The sequence below is a fragment of the Paenibacillus sp. FSL R7-0198 genome (genome assembly GCF_038000415.1).
Taxonomy (GTDB): domain Bacteria; phylum Bacillota; class Bacilli; order Paenibacillales; family Paenibacillaceae; genus Paenibacillus.
On record NZ_JBBOCB010000001.1, the window covers coordinates 3,066,551 to 3,090,737 of the forward strand.

The 24,187-nt window shown below is 44.7% G+C and carries 21 protein-coding genes; 5 read left to right on the forward strand and 16 right to left on the reverse strand.

Going from position 1 to position 24,187, the window contains the following annotated elements; translation table 11 throughout:
• The first annotated feature begins 67 nt into the window (after positions 1-67).
• Positions 68-1,069 (forward strand): GTP 3',8-cyclase MoaA, encoded by a 1,002-nt coding sequence (moaA, locus tag MKY87_RS13220; protein WP_339788389.1) that lies wholly within the window; start codon positions 68-70, stop codon positions 1,067-1,069.
• A 379-nt stretch (positions 1,070-1,448) separates the two neighbouring features.
• A complete protein-coding gene (locus MKY87_RS13225; RefSeq protein ID WP_124116569.1) occupies positions 1,449-2,285 on the forward strand; it encodes a methyl-accepting chemotaxis protein in 837 nt (278 codons plus the stop codon).
• Between the two features lie 210 nt (positions 2,286-2,495).
• Here MKY87_RS13225 and MKY87_RS13230 read toward each other — a convergent pair whose 3' ends face one another.
• On the reverse strand, positions 2,496-3,104 hold the full coding sequence (locus MKY87_RS13230) for a LysE/ArgO family amino acid transporter (protein WP_340964795.1): 609 nt from the start codon (positions 3,102-3,104) through the stop codon (positions 2,496-2,498).
• 135 nt (positions 3,105-3,239) lie between these two features.
• On the opposite strand from MKY87_RS13230, the gene MKY87_RS13235 reads away from it, so the two are divergent.
• On the forward strand, positions 3,240-4,733 hold the full coding sequence (locus MKY87_RS13235) for an aminotransferase-like domain-containing protein (RefSeq protein WP_340964798.1): 1,494 nt from the start codon (positions 3,240-3,242) through the stop codon (positions 4,731-4,733).
• A gap of 134 nt (positions 4,734-4,867) precedes the next feature.
• Here MKY87_RS13235 and MKY87_RS13240 read toward each other — a convergent pair whose 3' ends face one another.
• From MKY87_RS13240 to MKY87_RS13265, 6 genes are all read right to left on the reverse strand, one after another.
• On the reverse strand, positions 4,868-5,695 hold the full coding sequence (locus MKY87_RS13240; protein ID WP_133386124.1) for a carbohydrate ABC transporter permease: 828 nt from the start codon (positions 5,693-5,695) through the stop codon (positions 4,868-4,870).
• A complete protein-coding gene (locus MKY87_RS13245; protein WP_340964800.1) occupies positions 5,692-6,576 on the reverse strand; it encodes a carbohydrate ABC transporter permease in 885 nt (294 codons plus the stop codon). The genes MKY87_RS13240 and MKY87_RS13245 overlap by 4 nt, the downstream gene beginning before the upstream one ends.
• A 181-nt stretch (positions 6,577-6,757) precedes the next feature.
• Positions 6,758-8,038, reverse strand: coding sequence for an ABC transporter substrate-binding protein (locus MKY87_RS13250; protein WP_340964802.1), 1,281 nt, complete (start codon positions 8,036-8,038; stop codon positions 6,758-6,760).
• A gap of 174 nt (positions 8,039-8,212) precedes the next feature.
• Positions 8,213-9,295 carry a response regulator gene (locus MKY87_RS13255; RefSeq protein ID WP_340964805.1) on the reverse strand — a complete coding sequence of 361 codons (1,083 nt, stop codon included), beginning with the start codon at positions 9,293-9,295 and terminating at the stop codon, positions 8,213-8,215.
• A complete protein-coding gene (locus MKY87_RS13260; protein ID WP_340964807.1) occupies positions 9,292-11,082 on the reverse strand; it encodes a sensor histidine kinase in 1,791 nt (596 codons plus the stop codon). Before MKY87_RS13260 ends, MKY87_RS13255 begins: the two co-directional genes overlap by 4 nt.
• Before the next feature lie 309 nt (positions 11,083-11,391).
• The gene (locus MKY87_RS13265) at positions 11,392-13,395 is read right to left on the reverse strand and encodes a beta-galactosidase (RefSeq protein ID WP_340964810.1); all 2,004 of its coding nucleotides are present in this window, start codon (positions 13,393-13,395) and stop codon (positions 11,392-11,394) included.
• Positions 13,396-13,637: 242 nt separating this feature from the next.
• Between MKY87_RS13265 and MKY87_RS13270 the strand changes: the two genes are divergently transcribed.
• Complete coding sequence (locus MKY87_RS13270) at positions 13,638-14,612, forward strand: AraC family transcriptional regulator (protein ID WP_340967436.1); 975 nt, start codon at positions 13,638-13,640, stop codon at positions 14,610-14,612.
• On the opposite strand, the gene mobA is transcribed toward MKY87_RS13270, so the two are convergent.
• The gene (gene mobA / locus MKY87_RS13275; protein WP_340964812.1) at positions 14,582-15,211 is read right to left on the reverse strand and encodes a molybdenum cofactor guanylyltransferase; all 630 of its coding nucleotides are present in this window, start codon (positions 15,209-15,211) and stop codon (positions 14,582-14,584) included. The genes MKY87_RS13270 and mobA overlap by 31 nt on opposite strands.
• Before the next feature lie 126 nt (positions 15,212-15,337).
• Between mobA and MKY87_RS13280 the strand changes: the two genes are divergently transcribed.
• Positions 15,338-16,564 carry an MFS transporter gene (locus tag MKY87_RS13280; RefSeq protein ID WP_339788358.1) on the forward strand — a complete coding sequence of 409 codons (1,227 nt, stop codon included), beginning with the start codon at positions 15,338-15,340 and terminating at the stop codon, positions 16,562-16,564.
• A gap of 215 nt (positions 16,565-16,779) precedes the next feature.
• Here the strand turns inward: MKY87_RS13280 and MKY87_RS13285 are convergent, their stop codons facing one another.
• From MKY87_RS13285 to MKY87_RS13315, 8 genes are read right to left on the reverse strand one after another with little or no spacing between them, the layout of a single operon-like run.
• Positions 16,780-17,955: a cysteine desulfurase family protein gene (locus MKY87_RS13285; protein WP_340964815.1), complete on the reverse strand. Its 1,176-nt coding sequence runs from the start codon at positions 17,953-17,955 to the stop codon at positions 16,780-16,782.
• Complete coding sequence (locus tag MKY87_RS13290; RefSeq protein WP_211083982.1) at positions 17,936-18,640, reverse strand: ABC transporter ATP-binding protein; 705 nt, start codon at positions 18,638-18,640, stop codon at positions 17,936-17,938. Before MKY87_RS13290 ends, MKY87_RS13285 begins: the two co-directional genes overlap by 20 nt.
• 9 nt (positions 18,641-18,649) lie before the next feature.
• Positions 18,650-19,642, reverse strand: a complete 993-nt coding sequence (locus tag MKY87_RS13295) for a hypothetical protein (RefSeq protein ID WP_339788352.1) — start codon at positions 19,640-19,642, stop codon at positions 18,650-18,652.
• 2 nt (positions 19,643-19,644) lie between these two features.
• Positions 19,645-20,682 (reverse strand): ABC transporter permease, encoded by a 1,038-nt coding sequence (locus MKY87_RS13300; protein ID WP_340964818.1) that lies wholly within the window; start codon positions 20,680-20,682, stop codon positions 19,645-19,647.
• 50 nt (positions 20,683-20,732) lie between these two features.
• Complete coding sequence (locus tag MKY87_RS30750; RefSeq protein ID WP_445259862.1) at positions 20,733-21,131, reverse strand: DUF6941 family protein; 399 nt, start codon at positions 21,129-21,131, stop codon at positions 20,733-20,735.
• Positions 21,128-21,544 carry a hypothetical protein gene (locus MKY87_RS13305; protein WP_340964820.1) on the reverse strand — a complete coding sequence of 139 codons (417 nt, stop codon included), beginning with the start codon at positions 21,542-21,544 and terminating at the stop codon, positions 21,128-21,130. The genes MKY87_RS30750 and MKY87_RS13305 overlap by 4 nt, the downstream gene beginning before the upstream one ends.
• Complete coding sequence (locus MKY87_RS13310) at positions 21,537-23,330, reverse strand: ABC transporter ATP-binding protein (protein WP_339788345.1); 1,794 nt, start codon at positions 23,328-23,330, stop codon at positions 21,537-21,539. The genes MKY87_RS13305 and MKY87_RS13310 overlap by 8 nt, the downstream gene beginning before the upstream one ends.
• A gap of 5 nt (positions 23,331-23,335) precedes the next feature.
• Entirely contained in the window at positions 23,336-23,767 is a 432-nt protein-coding gene (locus tag MKY87_RS13315; RefSeq protein ID WP_340964822.1) for a hypothetical protein, read from the reverse strand.
• Positions 23,768-24,187: the final 420 nt, after the last annotated feature.

Here is a 24,187-nt window from a genome sequence, read left to right on the forward strand (position 1 = left end):
CTTTTGAAATTGTCGTATCATTTATAATAGAAGATTTCCAATCTGAACCGATGAAAGGGTGGTCTGCATGGAACTGCTTCAGGATTCATTTGGCCGGATACATGACTACATCCGTATTTCTGTTACGGACCGCTGTAATTTACGCTGTGTGTATTGCATGCCCGCGGAGGGCATGGAGTTTGCTCCACATGATGAGATTATGAGCTACGAAGAGATCGCACAGGTGCTGAAGGTGCTTGCTCCGATGGGCATGCGTAAAGTTCGGCTCACTGGGGGCGAACCGCTGGTACGCAAGGATCTTCACAAGCTCGTTGGCATGATCTCGGCGATTGAGGGGATTGACGATATTGCACTGACTACCAACGCTCTTCTACTGGATAAACAAGCTCAGGCGTTGAAAGATGCTGGATTAAACCGGATTAACATCAGTCTGGACTCCCTGCGCGCTGATCGCTTCTCCATGATTACCCGGGGCGGAGATGTGAACAAGGTACTGAAAGGCATTGAAGCTGCAACAGCCGCTGGCCTTGCTCCGATCAAGCTAAATGTCGTGCTGATGAAGGGCATTAACGATGATGAGATCAAGGATTTTATTGCAATGACGATTGATCAACCTCTTCATGTGCGTTTTATTGAATATATGCCGATTGGACAGGCTTCGGATTCATGGCGCAAATCTTATTTGCCGCTGGAAGCCGTGACAGATGTATGTGCTGAAGCAGGCTGGACGGTAGAAAATACAACAGGCCCTGCGGGCAATGGCCCATCACGCAATATGAAAATTGCGGGCTCCGAAGGCACATTTGGATTGATTCATCCCGTGAGTGATCACTTCTGTGACAATTGCAACCGACTTCGGCTGACCGCTGACGGACATATCAAAGCCTGCCTGTACTGGTCGGATGAGTATAATGTTCGCCGCTTCGTGGATGATCCGGATGCCATGGCGGCGCTTTTCCTCAAAGCGCTGGGTACGAAACCAAAGAACCATGAGATGGCTCTGGCTTTGGAACAAAAAATGCAATCTCACACGCCGACGGTACGGCGCATGTCCCAGATTGGCGGATAGCAACAGTACGCATATAACACAACCGCGCATTCCTTCGTACGGTTACATATTTGTACCGTCAGGATGACCTCTTCACACAACGGATGAGATAACGCTGGCGCGGTGAACCCTTACGTAAATCAACATGGATCACGAGACATGGAGCATTCCATAGAATAAGTGGATAGCAAAGCAGACGAGAACTTGATTGTTCTCGCCTGCTTTTTCGTTATGTTTTCATAAATTCCTGAAAATCATCAATTCTCCTGTTTCATTTGTTAAAAATTTTATTAATATACCTTATTGCCCTTGTTGGGTCTTCAAGATTGCGATAATTCTGACGATGTATATACATACATCTAGATAATATGCACACATACACTATAGGAGCTGAACCTTATTGAACATTGTTGAAGCACTCGTTGCAGCGAGTCCGTATTTTAAAATTATGCTCAAAGAACACGATATCATGATTGCGGTAACCGATACCGAGAAGTTCTGGTATTATGTTCCCAGCAACGAACTCGATCTGGGCATCAAGGCAGGAGACCCCGTTTCCCTCGATGACCCTACACTCCGCCGGGCACTTATACATGGGGAAACTTCAGCGAACCGAATTGATGCAAAATTCTATGGCACATCAATCAACTCGGCGGCTACCCCACTTCGGGATGAGCAAGGAAATATCGTGGGCACACTTGCCATTGGTTTCTCTCTTCAGAATGAGGAAAAACTGGAGTACTTCACTGAATTGATCGGCGGTATCAGCGGAAAATTAACAGATATGGTGCAGACGGTAGCTGCCCAATCCGAGCAGTTGACGGCATCTTCCACGCAGATTTTGGATAATACCCGCATGGCTGTACAGAACTCAGGCGAAGTGAATAAAGTTGCCGCATTCATCCGTGAAATCTCAGAACAGACCAATCTGTTAGGCCTGAATGCAGCCATCGAAGCGGCCAGAGCAGGTGAAGCAGGCGCCGGATTTAGCGTCGTTGCATCTGAAGTGCGTAAACTTTCAACGGGTACCAAAGAAGCTACGGTGAATATCGAACGTTCCTTGAAGGATGTTCAGCATTCCATCCAGCAGATGGAGCAAGAGATCACATCCATCTCACAGTCTAGCAGCCAACAGGCTGTGATGGTAACCGAGTTCAGCGAGGTCATTGATCAGTTGAACAGTGTAAGCCGTGATCTGAAAGTGTTTATTGAATCCATGCTGCTGAAGGCAGAATAGATCCGATTACGATGACCTTAACTCAAATGACTAACCATATATAAGAGACGCTACACCAAAGCGTTATCGAGCACTACATGTTTCAACTCAATAACTAGATCAGCAGGTTATGCTGATCACCAAATTCAGCACTCATATTGAACTCCCTGCGCGATTAACGTCACGGGGAGTTTTTTTATTTTAAACAAGACGAGCCAGATCACGGTCCTTCTATGAATAGATGAGCTTCCACAGCATCATAACCGCCAGTACAACCATGACCACAGCGGACAACCGATTAAACACCAGACTGATGCGTCCAGTTCGATCCGTTCTCCCAACCACCCTGCCTGCGCCTGCAAGTCCCAAGAACCATATCCACGACACAGCTGCCGCTGTCAGGGCAAAATAGACGCGCTCCACCCCTTCATACTGAAGTGAACTGGTGCCAATCACAGCAACCGTGTCCAGCAGAGCATGCGGATTGAGTAAAGACACCGATGCAGCAAACGCAATCTGGCGCCCCGCTGACATTACCGTCTGCGAACCTTCCACAGATTCGGATGACCTCCAGATACTCCAAGCCATATACAGCAAAAACAAGCTTCCTGCGCCATACAACACATTCGCCAGCAATGGCCATTGCAGCAAAATGAGTGATACTCCTCCAACGGCTGCCCCGATCAACAGCGTATCACTGACCCCTGCCGTTATTACAGCAGGCAGTGCATGTATATAACGCCTCTGGCTCATGCCCTGGTTAAAAATAAATACATTCTGCACACCCAGTGGCAAGATCAGGCCAAACGCCAGAACCACTGCATGAATAACAACCTCCATCGTTCTTCCCCCTTATCTCTGTCCTCCATATTAGGGCAGATGATAACTGACGTAACCAACCACTTGGATGGCATCAGACCCAACCAAATGATATAGTGTTTGTTACAAAGAAAAACGGAGGTGATTCTCCCGGTTATGGAACGCTCTGATTCCCGGCTAAACATGGGTTGGAAGCCAAATCCTTCTCTCGACTTGCCCTTGTATCGCCAGATTGAAGCCTATATCCGGCAGAAAATCACAACGGGCGAATGGTCCGCAGGATACCGTCTCCCATCACAGCGAATATGGGCTGAGTCCATGGGGGTAAACCGCAGTACATTGGTCACTGCCCTTGATAATCTGGCCGCCGCGGGTCTGCTTGAAGGCAGACATGGCGGGGGAACTTATATTTCCGGCTCCGGTTGGCATGGCATGGCTCATGGAGCGATACCCAACTGGAATGAAGCCATCGAGGAGGGTTGGTATTATCCCAACCTGCCAGAGATTCAGCAGATTAATCAGGCTGAATTCCGACCTGGCATCATACGGCTTGGTACAGGGGAGCTTGCCCCGGAGCTGATGCCTCAGGATGCTTTTAACGACATTCTGTATGAACTGTCCCATCGTTCTCGTACACTGAACTACCTGGAACCTCAGGGAAGCCTGGAGCTTCGTAAGGCTTTATCCGCCCATTTGCAGACGAATGGCATTCAGGCCTCTCCAGATTCCATACTGATCGTATCCGGCTCTCTTCAGGCGCTGCACTTGATTTCGGTCGGACTGCTCCCTCGCGGATCAGCGGTTCTGCTGGAAAAACCGTCGTACCTCTATTCCATTCACGCCTTTCAATCGGCAGGGTTGAAAATGAGTGGTATCCCGATGGATGACGAAGGCCTACACATTGCACGTCTGGAGGATGCTGCGCAGCATGTCAAAGATCAAGATCACATCTCGCTTCTCTACACGATCCCGAGCTTTCATAATCCCACCGGCTCTGTGATGAGTGATCACCGCCGGGAAGAACTGATGACAACCGCTCGGACATTAGGCATCTCCATACTGGAGGATGCTGCCTACAGTGATCTGTGGCTAGATACTCCTCCTCCGTCATCGCTGAAGGCGCGTGACCAGGAAGGACGGGTGCTGCATATGGGCACCCTGTCAAAGGCGGTCAGCCCCGGTCTGCGCCTCGGATGGCTGGTCGGGCCAGAACCGGTTATACGCCGACTCGCAGATATCAAGATGCAGACCGATTATGGTACCAGCTCACTTGCGCAAGAAGCTGCTGCCCTATGGTTCGCCGAAGGTCATCATGCAGGACATATGGAACGCCTTCGCCCTGAGTTACGCAGACGCAGAGACTTCATGCTGGATCTGTTGCAACGTCACTTTCACGGCATGGCGGAGTGGAACATACCCGCTGGTGGATTTTACATCTGGCTGCAATTCACTGTATCCCCTCTCTCCATCCGCCAATTGTTCCATACCTGTCTGGAGCAGAATGTACTAATCCACCCGGGCTATCTGTATGACCGGCTGGACGCGAGTCACATTCGGCTCTCATATGCGTATGCTTCACCTGATGAGATGGAACGTGGAATACAATGCCTCGCAGAAGCTGCCCGTAAGCTCCTGACTTTCGGCTCTTGAGTTCACAACGCACATAGCCTTGACCTGAAAGGACCATGTCCTTCAGATCAAGGCTATTTGCTTAAGTTTCCTAAGTGTGTTCGAATACCAGAAGCGCGTAGCTACCGGCGAAATTAAGAATTCCTTCGAATGTTTTACCCCTTTACAGCACCCTCCGCAATCCCCTCCATGATGAACTTTTGGAAGAACGCGTAGATCAGAATAACCGGAATCGCAGTCAGTACCAGGGAGGACAGAATCAACGGCCATTCCTTGTTATATTCACCAAACAGCATGTTCGTGGACAGAATCAGCGTATAACGATTCACATCGGTCAACATGAGCAGTGGCAGCAAGAAGTCATTCCAGATCCACAGGAAGTCCAGAATTGCGATGGTGACTGTGATCGGAAGCAGCAGCGGGAAGATAATCTGGAAGAACGTCTGGAACTCATTACATCCGTCAATCTGAGCCGACTCCTCCAATTCACGCGGAATGGACTTCACAAACCCGTGATAGAGGAAGATCGCCATGTTCACACCAAGTCCGATATAGATCAGGGCCAATCCGTATGTGCTTCCTTGTACACCCATGCCTTTTGCTACCCGTGTCAGCGGAATCATAATCGAGTGAAACGGTACCAGCATGGAAGCAACAAACAGGAAAAAGATCAGGTTGCTCAAGCGGCCTGAGGTACGTGACAACTTGTATCCCGCAAGTGATGCACAGAAGACGATACCACCGATCCCCAGAAAAGATACAATTGCCGAGTTCATCGAACTGCCCAACAGATTGATTTTGTTGAAAGCGTCCGAATAATTCTCCCAGTGAAGCGTTGTCGGCAGCGCGATAAAAGATTCGAACATCTCACCCTGTGTTTTGAAAGAGTTCACCACCGCCATGTAGATCGGCAGCATGGCCACAAGAGAACCCAGAATCAGCAGCAGTCGAATCAGATAACTGTTCAGTCGTTGCATCCTCATGCTTCCACCTCTTTCTTCTTCATGACGGTGATCTGGATGAGTGTAAAGATGAGTACGATGATGAACAATACAACCGATTTGGCACTCGCATAGCCGTATCTGAAGTTGTTGGAGAATGCTTCTTCATAGATGTTCATCGTAATAACCTGCGTGGCCCGGCCCGGTCCACCACCAGTCAGTCCATACACCACTTCGAACACTTTAAATGCTCCGTTCAACGTCAGGAAGAAACAGATGGTCACGGCATGAGTAATCATCGGCAACACCACATTGCGCAGTACCTGGAATGCGTTGGCCCCATCAATAACAGCCGCTTCCTTGAGACTTTTTGGCACACCCTGAAGAGCGGCCAGATAGATGATCATCATATACCCTACACCGTTCCAGAGCGATACGATCAGAATGGAGTAAAATGAAAACTTCGGATCACCCAGCCATTGCTGATCCAGGAACGAAAAAGCCAATTTCTGTGCGAGCTGTGGCAACACCTGAGAGAAGATGAATGTCCACATGAAAGCACTGATGATTGTACTGATCATGTTAGGCATGAAGAACAGCGTCCGGAAAAGCCCTTTGCTGCGCGTCCGTGACTCAATCAACACGGCGAGTAACAAGGCAATTCCATTTTGCAGAATCAGCATAAATACTACATATTTCATCGTGAACCACAGGGAGTTCAGAAAGTCGGGATCTTCTTTGAACAATTCCACAAAGTTGCCCAGACCGATAAAGCTGTAATCCCGATTGAGTCCGTTCCAATCCGTCAGACTATAGAACATGCCACTAAACGTGGGATACAGCAGGAAAATCGCATAGATGACAAAGGCAGGCGCAGTGAACGCGAGCAGTGACAGATACTTCTTGAACACATTCGTAGCCATAGGTTCTCCCCCTTTTCACTCGAAGCGGATGATTGTAAACGAGGGAACGAAGAACGTTCTGCCTGCCATATCATCTGCTTGGAGACTGCGACGAAATAAAGTACCGCTAATTTGTTGACAAAACTCCCAAAACCGTTGAGATTTTGCCAACAAAAGCAGGTACTAAATTTCTCGCAACTCCTTACTTGTTGACTTTATTGTAGGATTTCCACGCCTTGTCGAGCGCATCGATAACCTGCTGTTGATTTAATTGCCCAGAGTAGTAGCCTTGCAACGCTTTGCCTGACTCGTCTTTCACCGCTTGAGGAAGAGATGGGTCCTCATAAGCTTTACCTTCACTCACATATTTCTGGGCATCGTCTACCCACGGGAAGCTCTTGAAGTCATGGATCTTGGCAATCGGATTAAACTTGAGTGCTTCGTAGAATGCGCTTGAATCCTTGTCATCGAGAATGTAGTTCACGAAATCCAGTGCCACTTCTTTGTTTTTGCTAGATGACGATACTGCCAGTGAAGTGGAGGTGCTCAGATTGATTTTGGTATCATCCGGATTGTCATTGATCGGCATTGGTGCTACACCAAAGTTAAAGTCCGGGTTGGACTTCAGAATCGTTTCGGCAAACCATGGTCCCTGAATCCACATCGCGGCGCTTCCTGATGCAAAGGCTGCTGAACCATCATCTCCGCCCACTTCCAGCGCTTTGTCCGTTCCATTGGCATTGACGAGATCGAAGATATCGAACAATGCTTTCATATCGGAGAAGGAGCCCTGATCCTGATTCATCTTCTCCACGAAGTCTTTGTGCTCAGACTGAGTTAATGCACCCACGGTAAGTGGCAGGAATAATTGCGGAATCCAGGCTTCTTTGTAGGACAGTTCAAACGGTGTAATGTTGGCTGCTTTGAGTTTCTCCACGACCGCTTTCATTTCCGTTAAAGTCGTTGGCACTTCCAGCCCTTGCTCTTTAAAAATATCTTTATTGTACAGATAGCCCCATGATACTGTTTCCAATGGAACAGCTACGATTTTGCCCTCCGCATCCGTTATGGAAGGTTTAACCGAATCCAGCAGCTTATCGACAAAAGGTTGGCCCGACAGGTCTTCCAGATAACCAGCTTTGCTGAATGGTGGAATCTCATTGACTGCATGCAGGGCGAACACATCCGGTGCATCATTGGAGGCGAGGCGAGTCTTCAGAATCTGAGGGGCATTGTCCGCTGGCGGCATCTCCAGTTGCACGTTCACCTCAATGTTTTTCTCTGCTTTCTCCTTGGCTTTGAACTGTTCTATATATTTATCGTAATGTTCTTTCAGCCGAGGTTGTGCAACGAATACTTTGAGTGATACCGTGCTGCCTGACGCCGATTCCTCCTGCCCATTGTCCGTTCCTGCATTGGAACCGCAACCTGCGAGCAGAACACTGACCAGTACCGCACTTGCTACGCTTTTCCATACTTTCATCTCTTATGACCTCCCGGTGTGTAACTGGTTTGTCTTTCATAGGCTCATTATATATCAAGAAATGAAAGCGCTTCATTGGACAAAATTAGACTTGTGTATTGGATTATTTTAAACCTTAATCCAGCCGCAAATGCTCTCTCAAACGGCTCATTCCGTGCTACTGCCTGAATTGCCTCACATGCGAGGTTGTCCCTTCCGCATCTCTCCCGGTGAAACTCCGAAATGCTTCTTAAACACTCGATAGAAGTAGGACACATCTTCATAACCCGCCATCTCGGCAATATGCTTGAACGGAATCTGTTCGTCCATCACCCATTCCTTCGCTCGCGTCATACGTAATTGGACAACATAGTCGGTCACGTTCACATCGTACTCTTTCTTGAACACCTTGCTGAGATATTCCTTACTGACAAAAAAGATCTGGGCGAGTTGCTCCAGCGTGATCATCTCCATACAGTGCTGCTCAATGTATTGCTTCACCTCATTCAGGTTCAGCTTGTTTTTGAATTTACGCTGTGCAATCAGCTGCTCCAAAGCCTGATAGTACGGAGCCGAAATCCATGTGATCGTGGATTCGATGGAAGCCAGCGCTGTTGAAGGAGGTAGCGCCGTTGCTTCGGGCCGCTCGTACAAGCCATTGGAGACGCACAGTTCATCCAACAAAGCCTGTAGTTCATTAGCCACCCTTCCAAGCTGCCGAGGTCTGTTAATCTCGCATCGTTCCAGCTTCTGCTGCAATTGTTGGAACCACTCACGCAGACTCTGAACGTTCAGGTCATTAAACCGCAAGCGAGCCTGCTGCTGAAACAGGGAGAACTCACCTGCGAACGTAGAAGGATACGATTCCCATGATTCAGGCGCTGATTCAACCTTTTCCAACTCTTTTGCACATTTGGCAAGTACACCATTCAGTTCATCCGGATTCACCGGTTTGAGCAGATAATCTGCAGCCCGATGGCGGATCGCATGTTTTGCATAATTGAAGTCGTCATATCCACTCACCACGATCACCTTGATCTGTGGGTACTGTCCGCTCAGCGTCTGTAGCAGCTCCACACCGTCTGTACCGGGCATGCGCATATCCGTAATGATAATGTGAGGCTGATGCTGCTTGACCAGTTGTATGGCCTGCTCACCATCCTCTGCCTCACCTGCAACGGTCATGCCGAGTTCATTCCAATCTCCCAGGTTGCGCAAAATATCCCGGTTCCACGGTTCATCGTCCACTAACAGCACTCTGTACAGTTCTTTGTTCACAAGGCTTCGCCTCCTGTATTGCAGGGGATTCGTACCGTAACGCTTGTCCCCTGTCCGTATTCACTTTCCATGCTCATCCCATATTCAGGTCCAAAATGCATTATAATTCGTGAGGCAGCATTGACCAGTCCAATACTTGTACCTGAACTCCACACCCGATCTGCCTGCAAGGTAAGCCGCTCCAGTCTGGATTGCATCTCCGTTAGTTTCTCAGCATCCATACCCACGCCGTTATCACGAATTCGAATGGTTACATCTGTAGGTTCACAGACGACTTCAATGCCCAGCTTCCACTCGCCCGGTTTCTTCTCCAATCCATGTAAAAATGCGTTCTCCACAATGGGTTGCAAAGACAACTTGGGAATATAACATGCCCGAAGTTCCCCGGTAATCTCCAGGGTATATTCAAGCCTGCCGGCAAAACGTTGCTTCTGAATCAGCATATAATGCTCCAACTGATCGAGTTCAGACTGTAGAGGGACAAGTCCATCCGGCGCGCGCACAATATAACGAAACATCTCGCTTAAGGCTCGAATGACTTTGTAACTGTCTGCCGGTTTTTGCGAGTAGACCATGCCGCCAATCATCTGCAACGTATTTTGCAGGAAATGCGGATGGATCTGGGATTGCAGTGCTTTGAGCTCGGCCGTCTGCTTCTCAAGATTCATTAGGTAGTTGTCGCGAATATGTTCCCGAATACGACTAGCCATGCCGTGCAGATTTTTCTCCAGCAGACCAATCTCATCTACCCGGCCGCTTCGTACCACTTCCCTGTCCTTGATCAGCTGAATACCCTTCATGGAATTCGCCAGTCTGACAATGGGCTTTGATGTGCGCCAGGCCACGAATACAGCCAGACCCACAGAAATGACGGTTGCCAGGCCACCCACAACCAATCCGTATTTCATCGTTTCCAAGGCACTTTCATTAATGACATGGGCAGGTACAATCTTGATCACACGCAGTCCTGACGGCTCAATGGAATGAAAGAATACGTATTCCTTGGCTGTACGGATAAACCCCGAACTTTCTTTTGTACCTGCCAATTTCTCTAGTGCTTCTGCAGAAGGCTGAATCTCTTGATTTGGCTGATAGACCGGACTACCCGCGCTATCAGCAATGTATACCGCATAGTCTCCCCGGCTATCCAGCAGCTCCAGGGTCTGGTTGAACTCAGCCCACTTGACCTCCAAACTGATGGCGCCGATCTGTGCCTGATCCTCAAAGCGGTTCATACTGCGGGTCATGTGAAACTTCTGCGGATCGTCCGGATCATTGATAATCGTAAAATCTTTATGTTGTGCAAAAAGCTCATGATACCCTTCCGGTATTTCCGATACCGCCTTGATGCGAGAATCCATGGAGTTGAAGGTGAACAAGGTGTCCAATTCCTTCAGATACAATTCAACGCCAAATACATAATTGCCAGCAGAATAGTATACACTGTTCAGCATATTGAACATGGCCTTCTGTTCATCGAATCGGCTGGCTGCCGGTGCTTCCTGGTTCAACGCCAGATATTGATGCAATTCGTCACTGATCTGAATCGAATAGATAATATTGTTCATGCGGGCGAACTGTTCACCCAGATAGATGGAGGCCCAATTCATATTGGCTCGGTTGGTCTCCATAATCTCCTCTTCCATGGAAGAGCGGGTATTCTCGGCTGCCATAGCGGTCATGGCAATGACGGGCAGAACAGCCAGCAGCGTCATGGTAAGAATTAATTTATTGCGAATGCTGCGTTTAAAAGGATCTATCAGCTTCCGATAACATTCGGTAAACACAGCGCATCCACTCCTGAGCTAAAATAGACAAACGCCCCAGCATGGAAGCCGAGGGCGCTTTGGTCTTTATATTCGTTTGGAAATGTTAAAATATCACGTTATACAATAGATTGAATGGTTACACGAGATCACTACGTGGTCAGAACAACCTTCTGATCGCTGTTATCACCGGATTTTTTTGATTCCCTTTTTCTAAGGGAAAAATCCGTTGATAAAGGCGAACGCGTCGCTTCCTCAGGTTATTTCTGCCCTCTCCGTTAACGTGCACATGTTAAATCCAACTTATATACCTATATTTATTATTTCCTATTATTGTTCAATGATCCGTATGCCCCATGGCTCCAGTTCGATCTTCTCTCCTTCAGCAATCGGAGTTCCTGCCAGAAGTTCAGTTCCTTCTCCATAAGCATTCACAAAGGATGTTGCCTCATCCGCATAATTGAAATAGTAGCGAATTGTGTTCCCTTGATCGTTCACACCTGTCTTCACAATGATAGGAAAAGCCAGCTCCTGATCAGCTCCCCACACGCCCGCTTCCTTCATGACACGTTCCAATACCTTACGGATCACCGCAGAACTGGTATAACAGCCGACATAGGTTGCTTTGCCTTTTCCATAGGCATTCTGGGTAATTGCCGCATATTCACCCCAATGTGGATGATCATACCAAGCAAGTACTTCAGCCGTTGTTGGTGTAATCAGTTCCATCCAGGTATGAATCTGGTTCTGCTCTTCACCAACTCCAAATGGATTCTCCCGCAGTGACACATGTTTTGGTTCTACAAAAAGGTTGTAGCTAATTCCACATGCCTCACTGATCAGGCCAGGCTGGCGGGTAGAGCGTACCTTGATATGCTCATTTGTGAATCCGCTTTTGAACGAGTAGACGATATGTCCGCCATCCTGTACGAATTGATTTAATTTTTCCAGCAATGCATCCGAAGCAGCATACAAAGCAGGTACAACGAGCACATCATATTCCGCATAACTCTCAACCGATGGGTCGATGAGGTCACAGCCAATATTCATTTTATACAATTCATCGTACATCCAGCGCACCACGTCATTGTAGTTCTTGTCACTGGTGAAGTTAAACCCAAACCACTTAATTGATGTCAGCGCCTCATTGCTGAACAGCACAGCCACCCGATTCTTTTTCTTCAGATTCACGAGCTTAGGACTGAGTCGGGCAAAATCCCTACCAATCGTCTTTGCTTCGTTGTACACCGGATTCGGTTCAAAGTCATGACTGAGCAATCCCTTCCAATACGTCTCAAACGAATTGTGCAACGAATGCCAGTGCCAGTAAGCGACCATGTTCGCTCCTGATGCCAGATGACTGAAAGCCTGCAAACGCAGCTGTCCCGGATACGGAACCCAATGCCAGAACGCCTGCGCTTCGGTCTCCAGTACCAGATAGTTCGATTGTTTGGTTGAACGCGCCACATCGCCGCCGAATGAAATCTCGATGCCCGTCAGATCATCCTGGGAAGGATGGTAGATGTCCACACTAGTGATGTCAAAAGGTTTCGATGCTGCAAAATGATCCACATCCCCTTGAATACCGTAGGAATATCCACGCCAATCGAAGTCAAAGTTCTGGGTAACAAACTGTCCTTCCTGTTTGTATTCATTCACGATCCCCACTTGCCAAGCCAAAAAGTTGGTTACCAGCTGTCGCTGGAACTTGGCAAATTCAGCGCCCAGACTACCGTTGATCGTTCCTACAACAGACGGGAAGTCTTCCCAGCTATTGATTCGATTGCTCCAGTAGTCGAGGCCAAATTCCTTGTTGAGTTCATCCAGAGAACTGAACTTGTTCCGCATATATTTGACGAATTGCAGTTGTACATTATCTCCGGCCGTATTGTAATGCTTCGTCTCGTTATCTGTCTGATATCCAATTACCGCTGGATGTGTGCTTACCCGAGAGATCAGCTTGCGGATGATCCGCTCGGCATAGAATAGATAGGTTGGATGGGTAATATCCATGATCTGTCTTGCGCCGTATTTACCAGGTCCCTGTGAGGTTGTAGCCAGAACGTCCGGGTGTTCCTTTACCATCCACGTTGGAACAGCATACGTTGGTGTGCCAACGATGACCTGAATCCCCGCCTCATGCATGGCATCCAGCACACGGTCTACGGAAGAGAAGTCAAATACGCCATTCTGCGGTTCATGGGTACTCCAGGTTGATTCTGCAATGCGGACCACATTGATCCCTGCATCCTTCATCATCTGAATGTCCTTGTCCAATCTTTCGTAAGGCATATATTCATCATAGTAGGCTACACCATATAATAATTTGTCCATGATTTAATCTCCTTTTTAGGTGGAAAATTTAATGATCTTGACGTGTGCAAGAGTTGACATATTCCAATCCACAATGGTAGCGTTTACATTATTATCGGTTGAAGAACTTCGATTGTTCAGCCACTTCAAACGCTGATGTGTTCCATGGAATATCCATGCCCGCGTTAAACTGATTATAATGAAGTATACTACGAGTGCCGATTGTATAAGGCAAGTTGTTTTTACCCTTTTCCGAGGTGAATATGATGGATATCCGATCACAGCTCCGAGAAATGCCTCACCATACGCTGGCCCACTGGCTACCTATTATCGACTGTAACATCAAATTTTATGGTGCGCACAGCCAACAAGTACCCTATGGATGGGCGATGCCGGAAGAATCACATCCGGGCTTTGAGATTATGTTGATCATCGAAGGTACGCAGGAGAGTGTGATTCATGGTTATATCTATACTGTGGAGGCAGGTTCCATTCTTCTCATTCCTCCCGGGTTCAAACATACGAATCAATGTGTATCCACGGAAGGCATGACTTATTTTAGCGCTCATTTTAATGTGGATGATCCCGTCTTCACCCTAAAGCTGATGTCACAGCATAGTCAAATCTACGCAGCAGATACAGCTGATAATAAGAAGATGCGCGTTGTACTGGAGAGTTGGATGGGGATGATTAACGTATCTGAAGCCTACACGTCCACTGACAAAATGATCATGCAGGCCCGCATGTTTGAACTGTTCGCCCTGTTGTCCCAAGCCGCTGACAATGAACCGGAGACCACCACTTCCGTTGCTGCTTCACATGCACCAGCTCCAACAGCCATGCATTATGCGGGAGCTATAGCGGAGGCGATCAAGCAGGCATTCCATGCCCAGCTTCGTACCAAGGAAAGCAGTGTATCCACGGTCAAAGTAGAGCAGATTATATCCTCGTTTGGCATCAGCCCGGGATATGGTTTACAGGTCTTTCGCAAGGTGTACGGGCGATCACCCAGGGCTTACCTTTCCAGCCTGAAGTTGCAGGAGGCCAAAGTACTGATCGAACAGCCAGAGCTGTCGCTCGGGGAAATTGCGTGGAAGCTCGGTTACACCCATCTGTCCCATTTCAGCAGACAATTCAAACGTTGGACAGGCCAAAGCCCGCTTCAATATCGCAATCATCATGCAGATGCATCAGGTGATCCTGTATCCTACAGATCGGAATCGAGTCCAGAATCTTGATTACGGATACGTTCGTACTCTTCCGGCGTGTTCATATTACTCATTTGCATCGCTAGTTTATGAACGCCAGCTCTCTCAAGCTCTTCCGCTTCGACATAACAGCAACCGATCTCTTCAAGCCATCTCATAACTCGAAGATGATCCTGTATCAGACGCTGCTCGAGATCAGGAAGCACTCGTTTGTGGTAAGCCCCTGCAAGAGGGTGGACATGTCCATCCACGCGTGGAACGATAGCAGAATAAGAGTTATGCGATTCGACCAGTTTTTTTATTCCATCAAAGAAAGACGTTTGCAGGAGCGGCATATCGCAGGCGCATACCAGATTCCAGTCTGTATCGGAAGCTTCCAGTGCCGCGTGAAGACCGGCGAGTGGCCCCTTCCCCGGATAGAGATCCTGAACGCAGTTGTAGCCCATTGCACCATAGGTTGTCACATTGGGTCCGGCAGCCACGATGATACGGGATACGGCGGGTCTCATGGCCTTCGTGACATGTTGTAGTACGAGGGAACCGTTCAGTTCCAGCATGGCCTTGTTGGTCCCCATGCGGCTGGATAAACCTCCTGCCAATATGATGCCTGTCCATTCCCTTGTGTTCATGATGTCTTGCTCCCTCCTGGTAACGATGTGGGCTTGTTATATCAATCGATCAACATTTTCTATAGATTGAATCCCCTTTCAACAAATGATACATTGAACAATATGCATTTGAAAGGAATGGCTTAATTGGACAGACCTGTACCTTCAAGAGGCAATACCTCATTAGTTTCTCTGAAACTATATAACTTTTTCATATATGGAGCCATCTCCATCTTTGCGGGATTCCTGCAGCTGTATCTGCAAGAAATTGGCATGACCAAACTGGAGATTGGCAGTCTGATGGCGATTGGACCCTTTGTATCCTTGTTTGCCAACCCGTTCTGGGGTTTCTGGAGCGATAAATCTCGCAACATTCGCATCATTCTGATGATTATGATGGGAGGCACATTTGTGCTCGCCCAGGGTGTGTTCTATGCGCCCACGTATACATGGATCTATGTAGCCATGATTTTCTTTTATTTTTTTCAAAGTCCATTATTTGCTCAAACCAATAGCCTGATTCTCGGATATATTGATGGTACAACCCAGAAATTTGGGTCATTCCGGCTCTGGGGTTCACTCGGTTGGGCACTGACTGCCGTCGCGGCCGGACCGCTCATTGACCGTTTTGGCATCGGCAGTGTATCCATTATATTTGCGTGTATGATTGCCACCGCCTTTGTATTATCCGTATTTTTACCCAGACAGCCGATTGCTTCGGATACACCCGTGGTTACTTTTCGGCGGTTTGGCAAAGTCATGTTCAATCCGTATTTTATGGCATTTATCGGCCTGGGTGTACTCGTATCGGTGCCTAATGCGATGAACAGTACTTTTATGTCACTATATATTGTAGAAATGGGTGGCGACAAACAGATGGTCGGCTGGGCCATCTTCACCTCATCCATTCTTGAAGTCGGCGTATTCCTGCTGCTCGACCGCCTACTCAAACGCAAGATGAGCATGCTCTTGGCATCTCTCATTTTGATCAGTCTGCTGTTTGCACTGCGCTGGCAGCTCATGGCACTGGCCATCAACCCGATGGAGATTGTATTCATTCAGCTGATGCACTCCATTACGTTCGGTGGGTACTTCTATGTGGGTACGCAGCTGACCATGCTGTTCATTCCAAGGCCTTACCGTTCCTCCGGTCAAGCGGTCTATACGATGGCCTGGGGCGGTCTCTCGGGCGTTATTGCCGGTCTGTTCGGCGGCTGGTTGTTCCAGAGCTTCGGTGCGGAAATCATGTATAGCATCGGCGTATTCTTCTCGCTTATCGGCGCTGTTGGATTCGGTATCATGTGGTTGTCGAATCGACGTAACGGCTATCAGCCGGTTGTGTTGACGGAGATGGGTAATATGGATGAGGAATAACGGAGTAAGACTGTGACACACCCTACTTGTCATCCATTAGACAAATGACCGATTTATGTACAGGCCACAGTTACTGGCTACACGTAATCGGTCATTCCTTGGATACGCTCTTCATTTTAATCTAGATCATCCAGATGATTGGGGAACTGCGCATTAAAAAGCTGTTTTGCTAGAGGATGACTCAGCGTAGAGATGTCTTATGAAATATAGTTAAATTATACAGGAATCGTAGGGAACTTTTTATTTTCTGACATGCTTTTTACCATTCCGAGAATACACTGAAGCAAATATTGAATGTCCTCTTCCGAATGATCTGCACTTAGGCTAATTCTTATGCTACTGGAAGAAATTTGTTGATCTTGACACATTTCCATGATCACCCTACTTATTTTATTTCCTTTTGAAGAACAGGCGGATTGAGATGAAAGATGAATTCCGTTTTTGCCTAAAAAATTCAACATTAAGGCAGAAGTAGACTTTGGATACGACAAATTCAAAATATGGGGAGCGCACAACGCTCCTGCTGGACTGTTTATAATAATGTCACTGTTATCACTCAAATGATGACGAAGTTCATTTTGAAACTTTTTTAACTTTTCGATACTGCTTGCTTGCTTGGAAATCGTAACGATCATTGCTTCTGTAATTGCGGTAACACCCGGCACATTAACTGTTCCGGGTCGTAATCCTGACTCCTGCTTTCCACCATACTGAATAGGAGCTATATCCACATGGTCTTTAACCATGAGAATGCCTATTCCTTTTGGTCCCCCTATTTTATGACCAGACAAAGTATACAAATCCATATTCTCTAGATTTACATCTAACTTTCCAAATGCCTGGACCCCGTCTACATGAAAATATACACCAGGTGCTTCTGATTTCAACATAGAACCGATTTCCTCGACAGGCTGGATAGCACCCGTTTCGTTGTTTACATGAATGATACTAACTAATACAGTATTTTTCTTAATCGCCCTCTGAACGTCTGTCACTTCCACGATCCCTGATTTATTCACTGGTAGAAAAGTCACCTCCACCCCTTCCGAACTGAGATGAACAGCACTTTCAAATATGGAGGAATGTTCGATAGAAGACGTAATGATGTGTATGGGATGGGACAACTTATTCTTAGCAACATTGGCAACACCAAACAAAGCAAGATTATTACTCTCTGTGGCTCCGGATGTAAAAATCACTTCTCTTTGTTTTACACCTAAAATTTTCGCGATTCTCTCTCTGCATTCATTCACTAATGTATTAGCTTCTTTACCAGGGAGATGCATTGAGGAAGAATTGGCATATACTCTTTGATACGTATCAAGTATAACCTCTTGGACTGACGGAAACAGTGGTGTCGAAGAACAATAGTCAAAGTACAGATTCTTCAAAAGGACCACCCTCCCTAACGAGATTTTCCATTCGAATTGTCTTTGTGGTATATTGCTGCACATAATCATCATGTGTTGCTATAACAATAGTCATATTCCCTTTTTCATACATTTTACTTAGAAGTTTCATTATATTCTCGGCAGATTGAAAATCCAGATTACCAGTAGGCTCATCAGCCAAGAGCAGAGTCGGATTATTCACCAAAGCCCGGGCTATTGCCGTTCTTTGTTTTTGGCCACCTGACAACTGAGAGGGGTAGGCGTTTTCTTTTCCCAAAAGTTCAACTTCCTTGATTATACTAAGACAGCGCTCTCTACGCTGAGATTTAGTAAGCTTTGCTTTAGATAACGCAAGTGGAATTTCAACATTCTCCAGCACCGTCATATCGTTTATCAATTTAAAATCCTGATATACAAACCCGATGTTCTCATTGCGTATTCGTGCATACTCACTTTCCTTGAGCTCATTAATCTGGCGACCATTTAATTTGATAATCCCACTTGTTGGATGCTCAACCAAGCCTGCCAAATGTAAGAGGGTACTTTTTCCAGAACCGGACCTTCCATATATAGAGACAAAATCACGATGATTAAGGGTCAAATTTACATTCTCGAACACAGGGGAATCTATATTCCGGTCAACAAAACTTTTACTGACATTCTGCATTTCAATAAGAGCTTTCATATCAACACCTCAAATCTCATTTATTTTCAACGAATTACTATTTGTCCGAACAACTGGAGCTGTTAGGAAAAATAGGATAAATATAAATAATAGGAGGCCACTAATTAAGGATGAAGTTACTGCTATTGGTATAATGGAGTAGCTCAATAATAGGACTGACAGAGCCACTAAAAATGCAGGTCCTATAAGTATTAGATTAGAGAATAGCACCATAATGGCCAAATCCCACCGGGTGGCACCGTACAGATAAAAAATAGTCAGACTCCTTGACTGGCTCAGGAAACGGACCAGGATAAAAGACATCATAGAAGTCAAAATAAGAATGGAAGATAACGAAACAAACACTAAAATGATACTTGTATAGATGGATTCTATGACAACATTTTGTCTCTCTGTTCCAATTAAACGTGCCACTCTGAAGTGTTGTCCGTCAGCCATTTCGGAAAGCCTTGTTGATAATGAATGAGCACTAATTTCTTCATCACTCACATCGAATAAATATACGGACAATTGAGTCGACTCTACTGGTTCCGTACTCTTCAAGAAAACAACATCATTTGCATTTTGCCAACTTGGAGGATTGATAATTTTCACCATCTCCTCGGCAATTCCGGCATTTAGGTGCAGTTCAGTCGAATCTTCATTATCGCTGATGAGATTCCATAATAACTGATTCGTTGTATATGTCATCCTTCCGTTATCCATCTCTGAATAATCTGCATTTAAGAAACCAATCTTCCCTGGAAATTGTTCCTCAAGCCATCTCACCTGCACCATGTTCCAACTTGGAATTTCCTTCTCATTACTAACAGTAGGCTGGATAAGCCAAGTATTTTTACCAACGACATGATCCAGTTGATCCAAATCATTTTGCTGTTCCCTAATCATGCCAATCAGTATCATTAAGAACAGAAATATGAAAACAAATTGAATATTAATCAGCAGGGTCGTTTTTAAACTTCTCCTTGCCATCCGCCAAGCTGTACCAAATAAGTATCTCATCGTCAGGTTCCAGCTCCTTTAAACAAATTGTTCCATATTTTTTTCAAGGTTTGTTCAACGGTAATTACAATGATGCATATGACCGTGAAAATTAGAATGATAAATACGGGTAAATTCAATTTTAGTTGAAATCCTTCGATATCGACATATTTGGATACCAGAAAGGTGAATACAGCAGACAGTAATGAAGCCACTATTACTACAAACCCAGATTCAGCGTATATTGCACGTTTCAATACTTTTCTTGAAGCTCCTAACTTCATCAAAATATCCCACTTATTTTTGTCTTTGCTTATTTTGAAGGAAAAAATATAAATAAAGTTCAACACGACATAAAGCATGAGACCTGCTGTGATAACAATAGCCAAAATTAGTAAGCTATAGAATTGTCCAAGTCTCTCTGCCTCTGGCGACTGTTTAGAAATACTAGGCTTATACGAAGTAAGAGTGGGTAGAACTTTTGCTTGAACTGTCTCTACACTCGTTTGACCAAAAATAAAAACACCCATAACCACATTCGTTTTATTACCATATAATTCAAAAAAGTTTTCAATAGAAATATATACGTTCTCCACCAAACTGGATTGATCAATAGCAGTAATCATCAATTGCTTATCAGCAATTTGAATCGTTTGTCCGATAATGTCCTCTTCCTGTAATCCTAAAAACATCTTGTCAGCAGCATTGCGGGAGATCACCACTTCATCTTGTCCTATTTGATCCACGGGAAGTTCTTTTTGTAACTTAAAATCCTTGTTAACGCCAAAAACGTGATACAGTCCGGATGCCCCATTGGTCTGTACATAATCTTCATTCGATAGGAGATAGGTCCATTGAAGGGAAGGAACTTCGTTCCATTTTTTCTCCAAGTCAGGAAGAGACTTTACAGAAACCGGTGTTCTGAGATCCACGACAATCCGATTTTTGGATTGCTCTACTCCTGCTGATATATTTTGATAACCCGTATTTAGAAAAGAGAAAATCACAGTAACTAGTGCCAAAGATATAGCCAGATTAAGAATAAGTATCCCCGTTAACATTGTGTTTTTCTGAATTGATTTTTTTACAATATTAAAATAGAAATAAATGGTTAACCACTCCTTTTCATATCCGTAATTGCCACATGGATAGGATAATCGTAACTGGCATGGCCGTTAATATATAGCCGAACCTGGTAATTCCCTCCTCTGACAACCAATCCTTTCATAATAAAATTGATGTCTGCCCCTGGAACCCTTTCGGCTGATCTGTGATTATAGACTACCTTTTTTTCAGTAAGTCCCCTTATATGCCCTTTATCATCGAGAAACTGTAATTCAAGCTCGTACGGTTGATTAACTTCAGATTTGGACAATCTCGCAAGTATATGTAACTCCAAAATAGCCGGAAACGTTGGAACTTCTGTTTCATTGATTAACTTGCCTAAGTGATGGCATCGCTCTGTTGGATTAAACCGGATGGTGTCACATACGATTAGAGATGTAATCACAGTACTCCACCCTCCAGTCTGGCTCTTTCTAAATAAAAGTGTACATCCTTGGCTTCATCTGCAATGCCCGAAGAAATCCGAATTCCATCTGCACTATAAATTTGCACAGTAGGTGTTTCATAAACTGCAAACTGGGTACCCATCTCTTGAGATTCTACTTGAACTACTGGCATTTTCCAATTAAAGTATTCCACCATTTCCTTATTCGTTTCATAGTCGCCGTCAACAAGTAATACAAAACGGGTATCCATGGATTGCGTGGTTACAATATCTCCAATGTGCGGTAACAGATCAACGCAACGAAGACAATAAAGCGATAGGAAGATTAGACACAGCCTAGACCCTTGTGGTTCAAAGCTAACATGATCCCCATTCCAGTTCAAGTACTCCTTTGTTACCGGAATATTATCCATATACATACTTCCTTTCCATACTAAATATTTCATTTCTTTTATTAATGATGTTTCTGTATTCACTATTTTCACGTTTGTAAAGTTCTTGTGCATTACCCACTTCCGCAATTTCACCATCTTTAAATACAACAATTGTATCGGCCAGTTCAGCAATGTTTATATCATGAGTAACGACAATAACCGTTTTTTCCTTCTCTGTCAGAATGGAAGAAAAAAATTCAATCTCACTCTTGGGATCAAGTGCAGAGGTCGGCTCATCAAAAACAAGTAGCTCTGCATCCCGAATATATACCCTTGAAAGAGCAAGCTTCTGCCACTCTCCACCTGATAAAAAAACAGATTGTTCTGTCAAATATCCAAGATTGGTGTCCATATGATTACTGAATCTATCCAATTTTGGGAATCTCGATTCCCCTAATGCTTTAATGATCTGAGCATCCGTTATTTCACTTCTGTTAGAATTGGAAACGATCACATTCTCACGAATAGTCATCATATATTTCACGAAATCCTGAAACACAACAACCATAGCCTGATGAAGTGAGGACGTGCGAATCTGTTCCAAAGGTATATTATCAAAAGCGATCGTCTTCTCCGGAGAATCATACAGTTTCAACAAAAGTTTCAAAAATGTCGTTTTTCCCGAACCGTTTTCCCCGAAGATAACAACTTTATCCCCCTTGTTAATAGACAAATTGATATTTCGGAGCGCATAACGTTCCGAATTTGTATAACGAAAACTCAAATTATTAATGGTTAATTGATTCTCAAATACAAATTCCACTTTCTCATTCTCTCCTAGATCAGCTTCCTGTCTATCTGGATTATCATCTACGAATGAAAAGTAACTTTTAACATAGTTCTTGTCTTCTTTGATCATAAAAATATTTCTTAATAATGTGGAAATACTGTTGTCTGCAAGATTAAGTGAGAGAGTCAATCCAAAATACTCTCCAATAGATAGTTGGCCTTTTGACATATAATTGATAATAAGTATGGTAACTAAAGCCAAACCAAGATTGGAAAGTGAAAAGTTAAATAAATTAAAATTAATACTGTATTTTTTTAAAGAATTTCTGATTTTCTGGATTTCTTCCGAACTATCTTTCCATTTTTTAACAAGTATATCCGAAGAACCATATACCTTCAATTCCTTTTGAGTCTGGGTATCTATTAATACATTATAAAAATACTGAGGCACTCTTAATTTCGATTGAATAATCCGGTTAGTACTAATTCTCTTCTGAGTAAAATAAAAGATTAAAAACGTTTTGCTGCACGTAATAATAACAACAAAAAGGACTAGCCACAGGGAGGATACACCCAAATACCAGAACGCGATCATAGCGGTTATACCGTTTTGAAGTACCCCAAAGGAATTGGAAAACAGCGGGAAGATTTTTCCCATCCCCATGGTGGCCATGTTAATTGAGCTCTTGAATTCAGACTTTTCTTGATCTATAAGATTGCATGATCGCATCTTGTCCAAGATCTTCATCTCATGTTTGATCATAATTTCATTCATCGCTTCTTCATCCATTAGTGACGTCGCTTCGCTTAAAAACTGTTTAAGAAAATTAAAAACCGTAATTAAAATAATTATAAAAATGGCCTGACTAAAAACAGATTCGTTTAAGAAATCCAGAAGTTTCCCTGATAAATACACATTAAAGTTGGCCTGTAATGAAAGAAAAATCATCATCACCAAGTGTATGACTATAATTTTCCAATTGTGTTTTCTTACTATATCAGCAACTTTTAACAACTCTAAGTTACTGTTCAGCATTCTCCTCATTTCTCCTCCACCTCAAAAAAAGGTGATAATACATCGTAAATGGCAGATATTGTGGATGAAGGACCTGCACTTATAATTTGATTTACTCTATTAATTCCAACAACAAAGGGAACACCAGGTATGCCTATAGAGTCAATAAAATCGAAAATATTTCTTTTTAAAATATGAATGTTTTCCTGCTCTTTTATATACGTTGATTCCAAATTATCCGTAACCAGCGTAAATTTGAATTGGTCTTGTTGATCTTGAATAAATTCTTCGATTGCACCCATATTGCACGATGAACAAGTTGAACTCACAACAAACAGCACATTAGGTAAAGATGTCATCTCCCTTGAAGTCTCGGTTAACATGAAGTTATCGTCTATGTATGACCCAATGCTTAATGAAGTTCGATGATTATGTTTGAAAAACTTGCGGTGCTCCATGTTCATTTTCTCTTCTCTCCTTTATGCTGAGATACAATAGAAAAGGGACGGAAAGAACCCGTCCCATTCACATTTGAACTGCCGCCTAGCAACATCCTAAGTCATCAGTACGAGTATAATATTGCGATGTGTTTCCTGAACTGTCTCTGCAGACATCGTACACATGCTGAACTCGGGAAGATTTATTATCCCAAGGTACCCAAGTACAATAACCATTTGGCGTACAGAAATCAGTTCCGTAAGCTACACCAACAGAACTTGTTCCACCTGGACATGCCATGTTGACTCACCACCTTTTCGTTTGATTAACTACAACCGTAGAGTAACATATTATCGTTTATTTGAATTTAAATTCATGTTGAATGGAGGAAAAATGGCGTCAAACGGAAAATTTTGTGATATTAGTGAGTTTATTGTTTA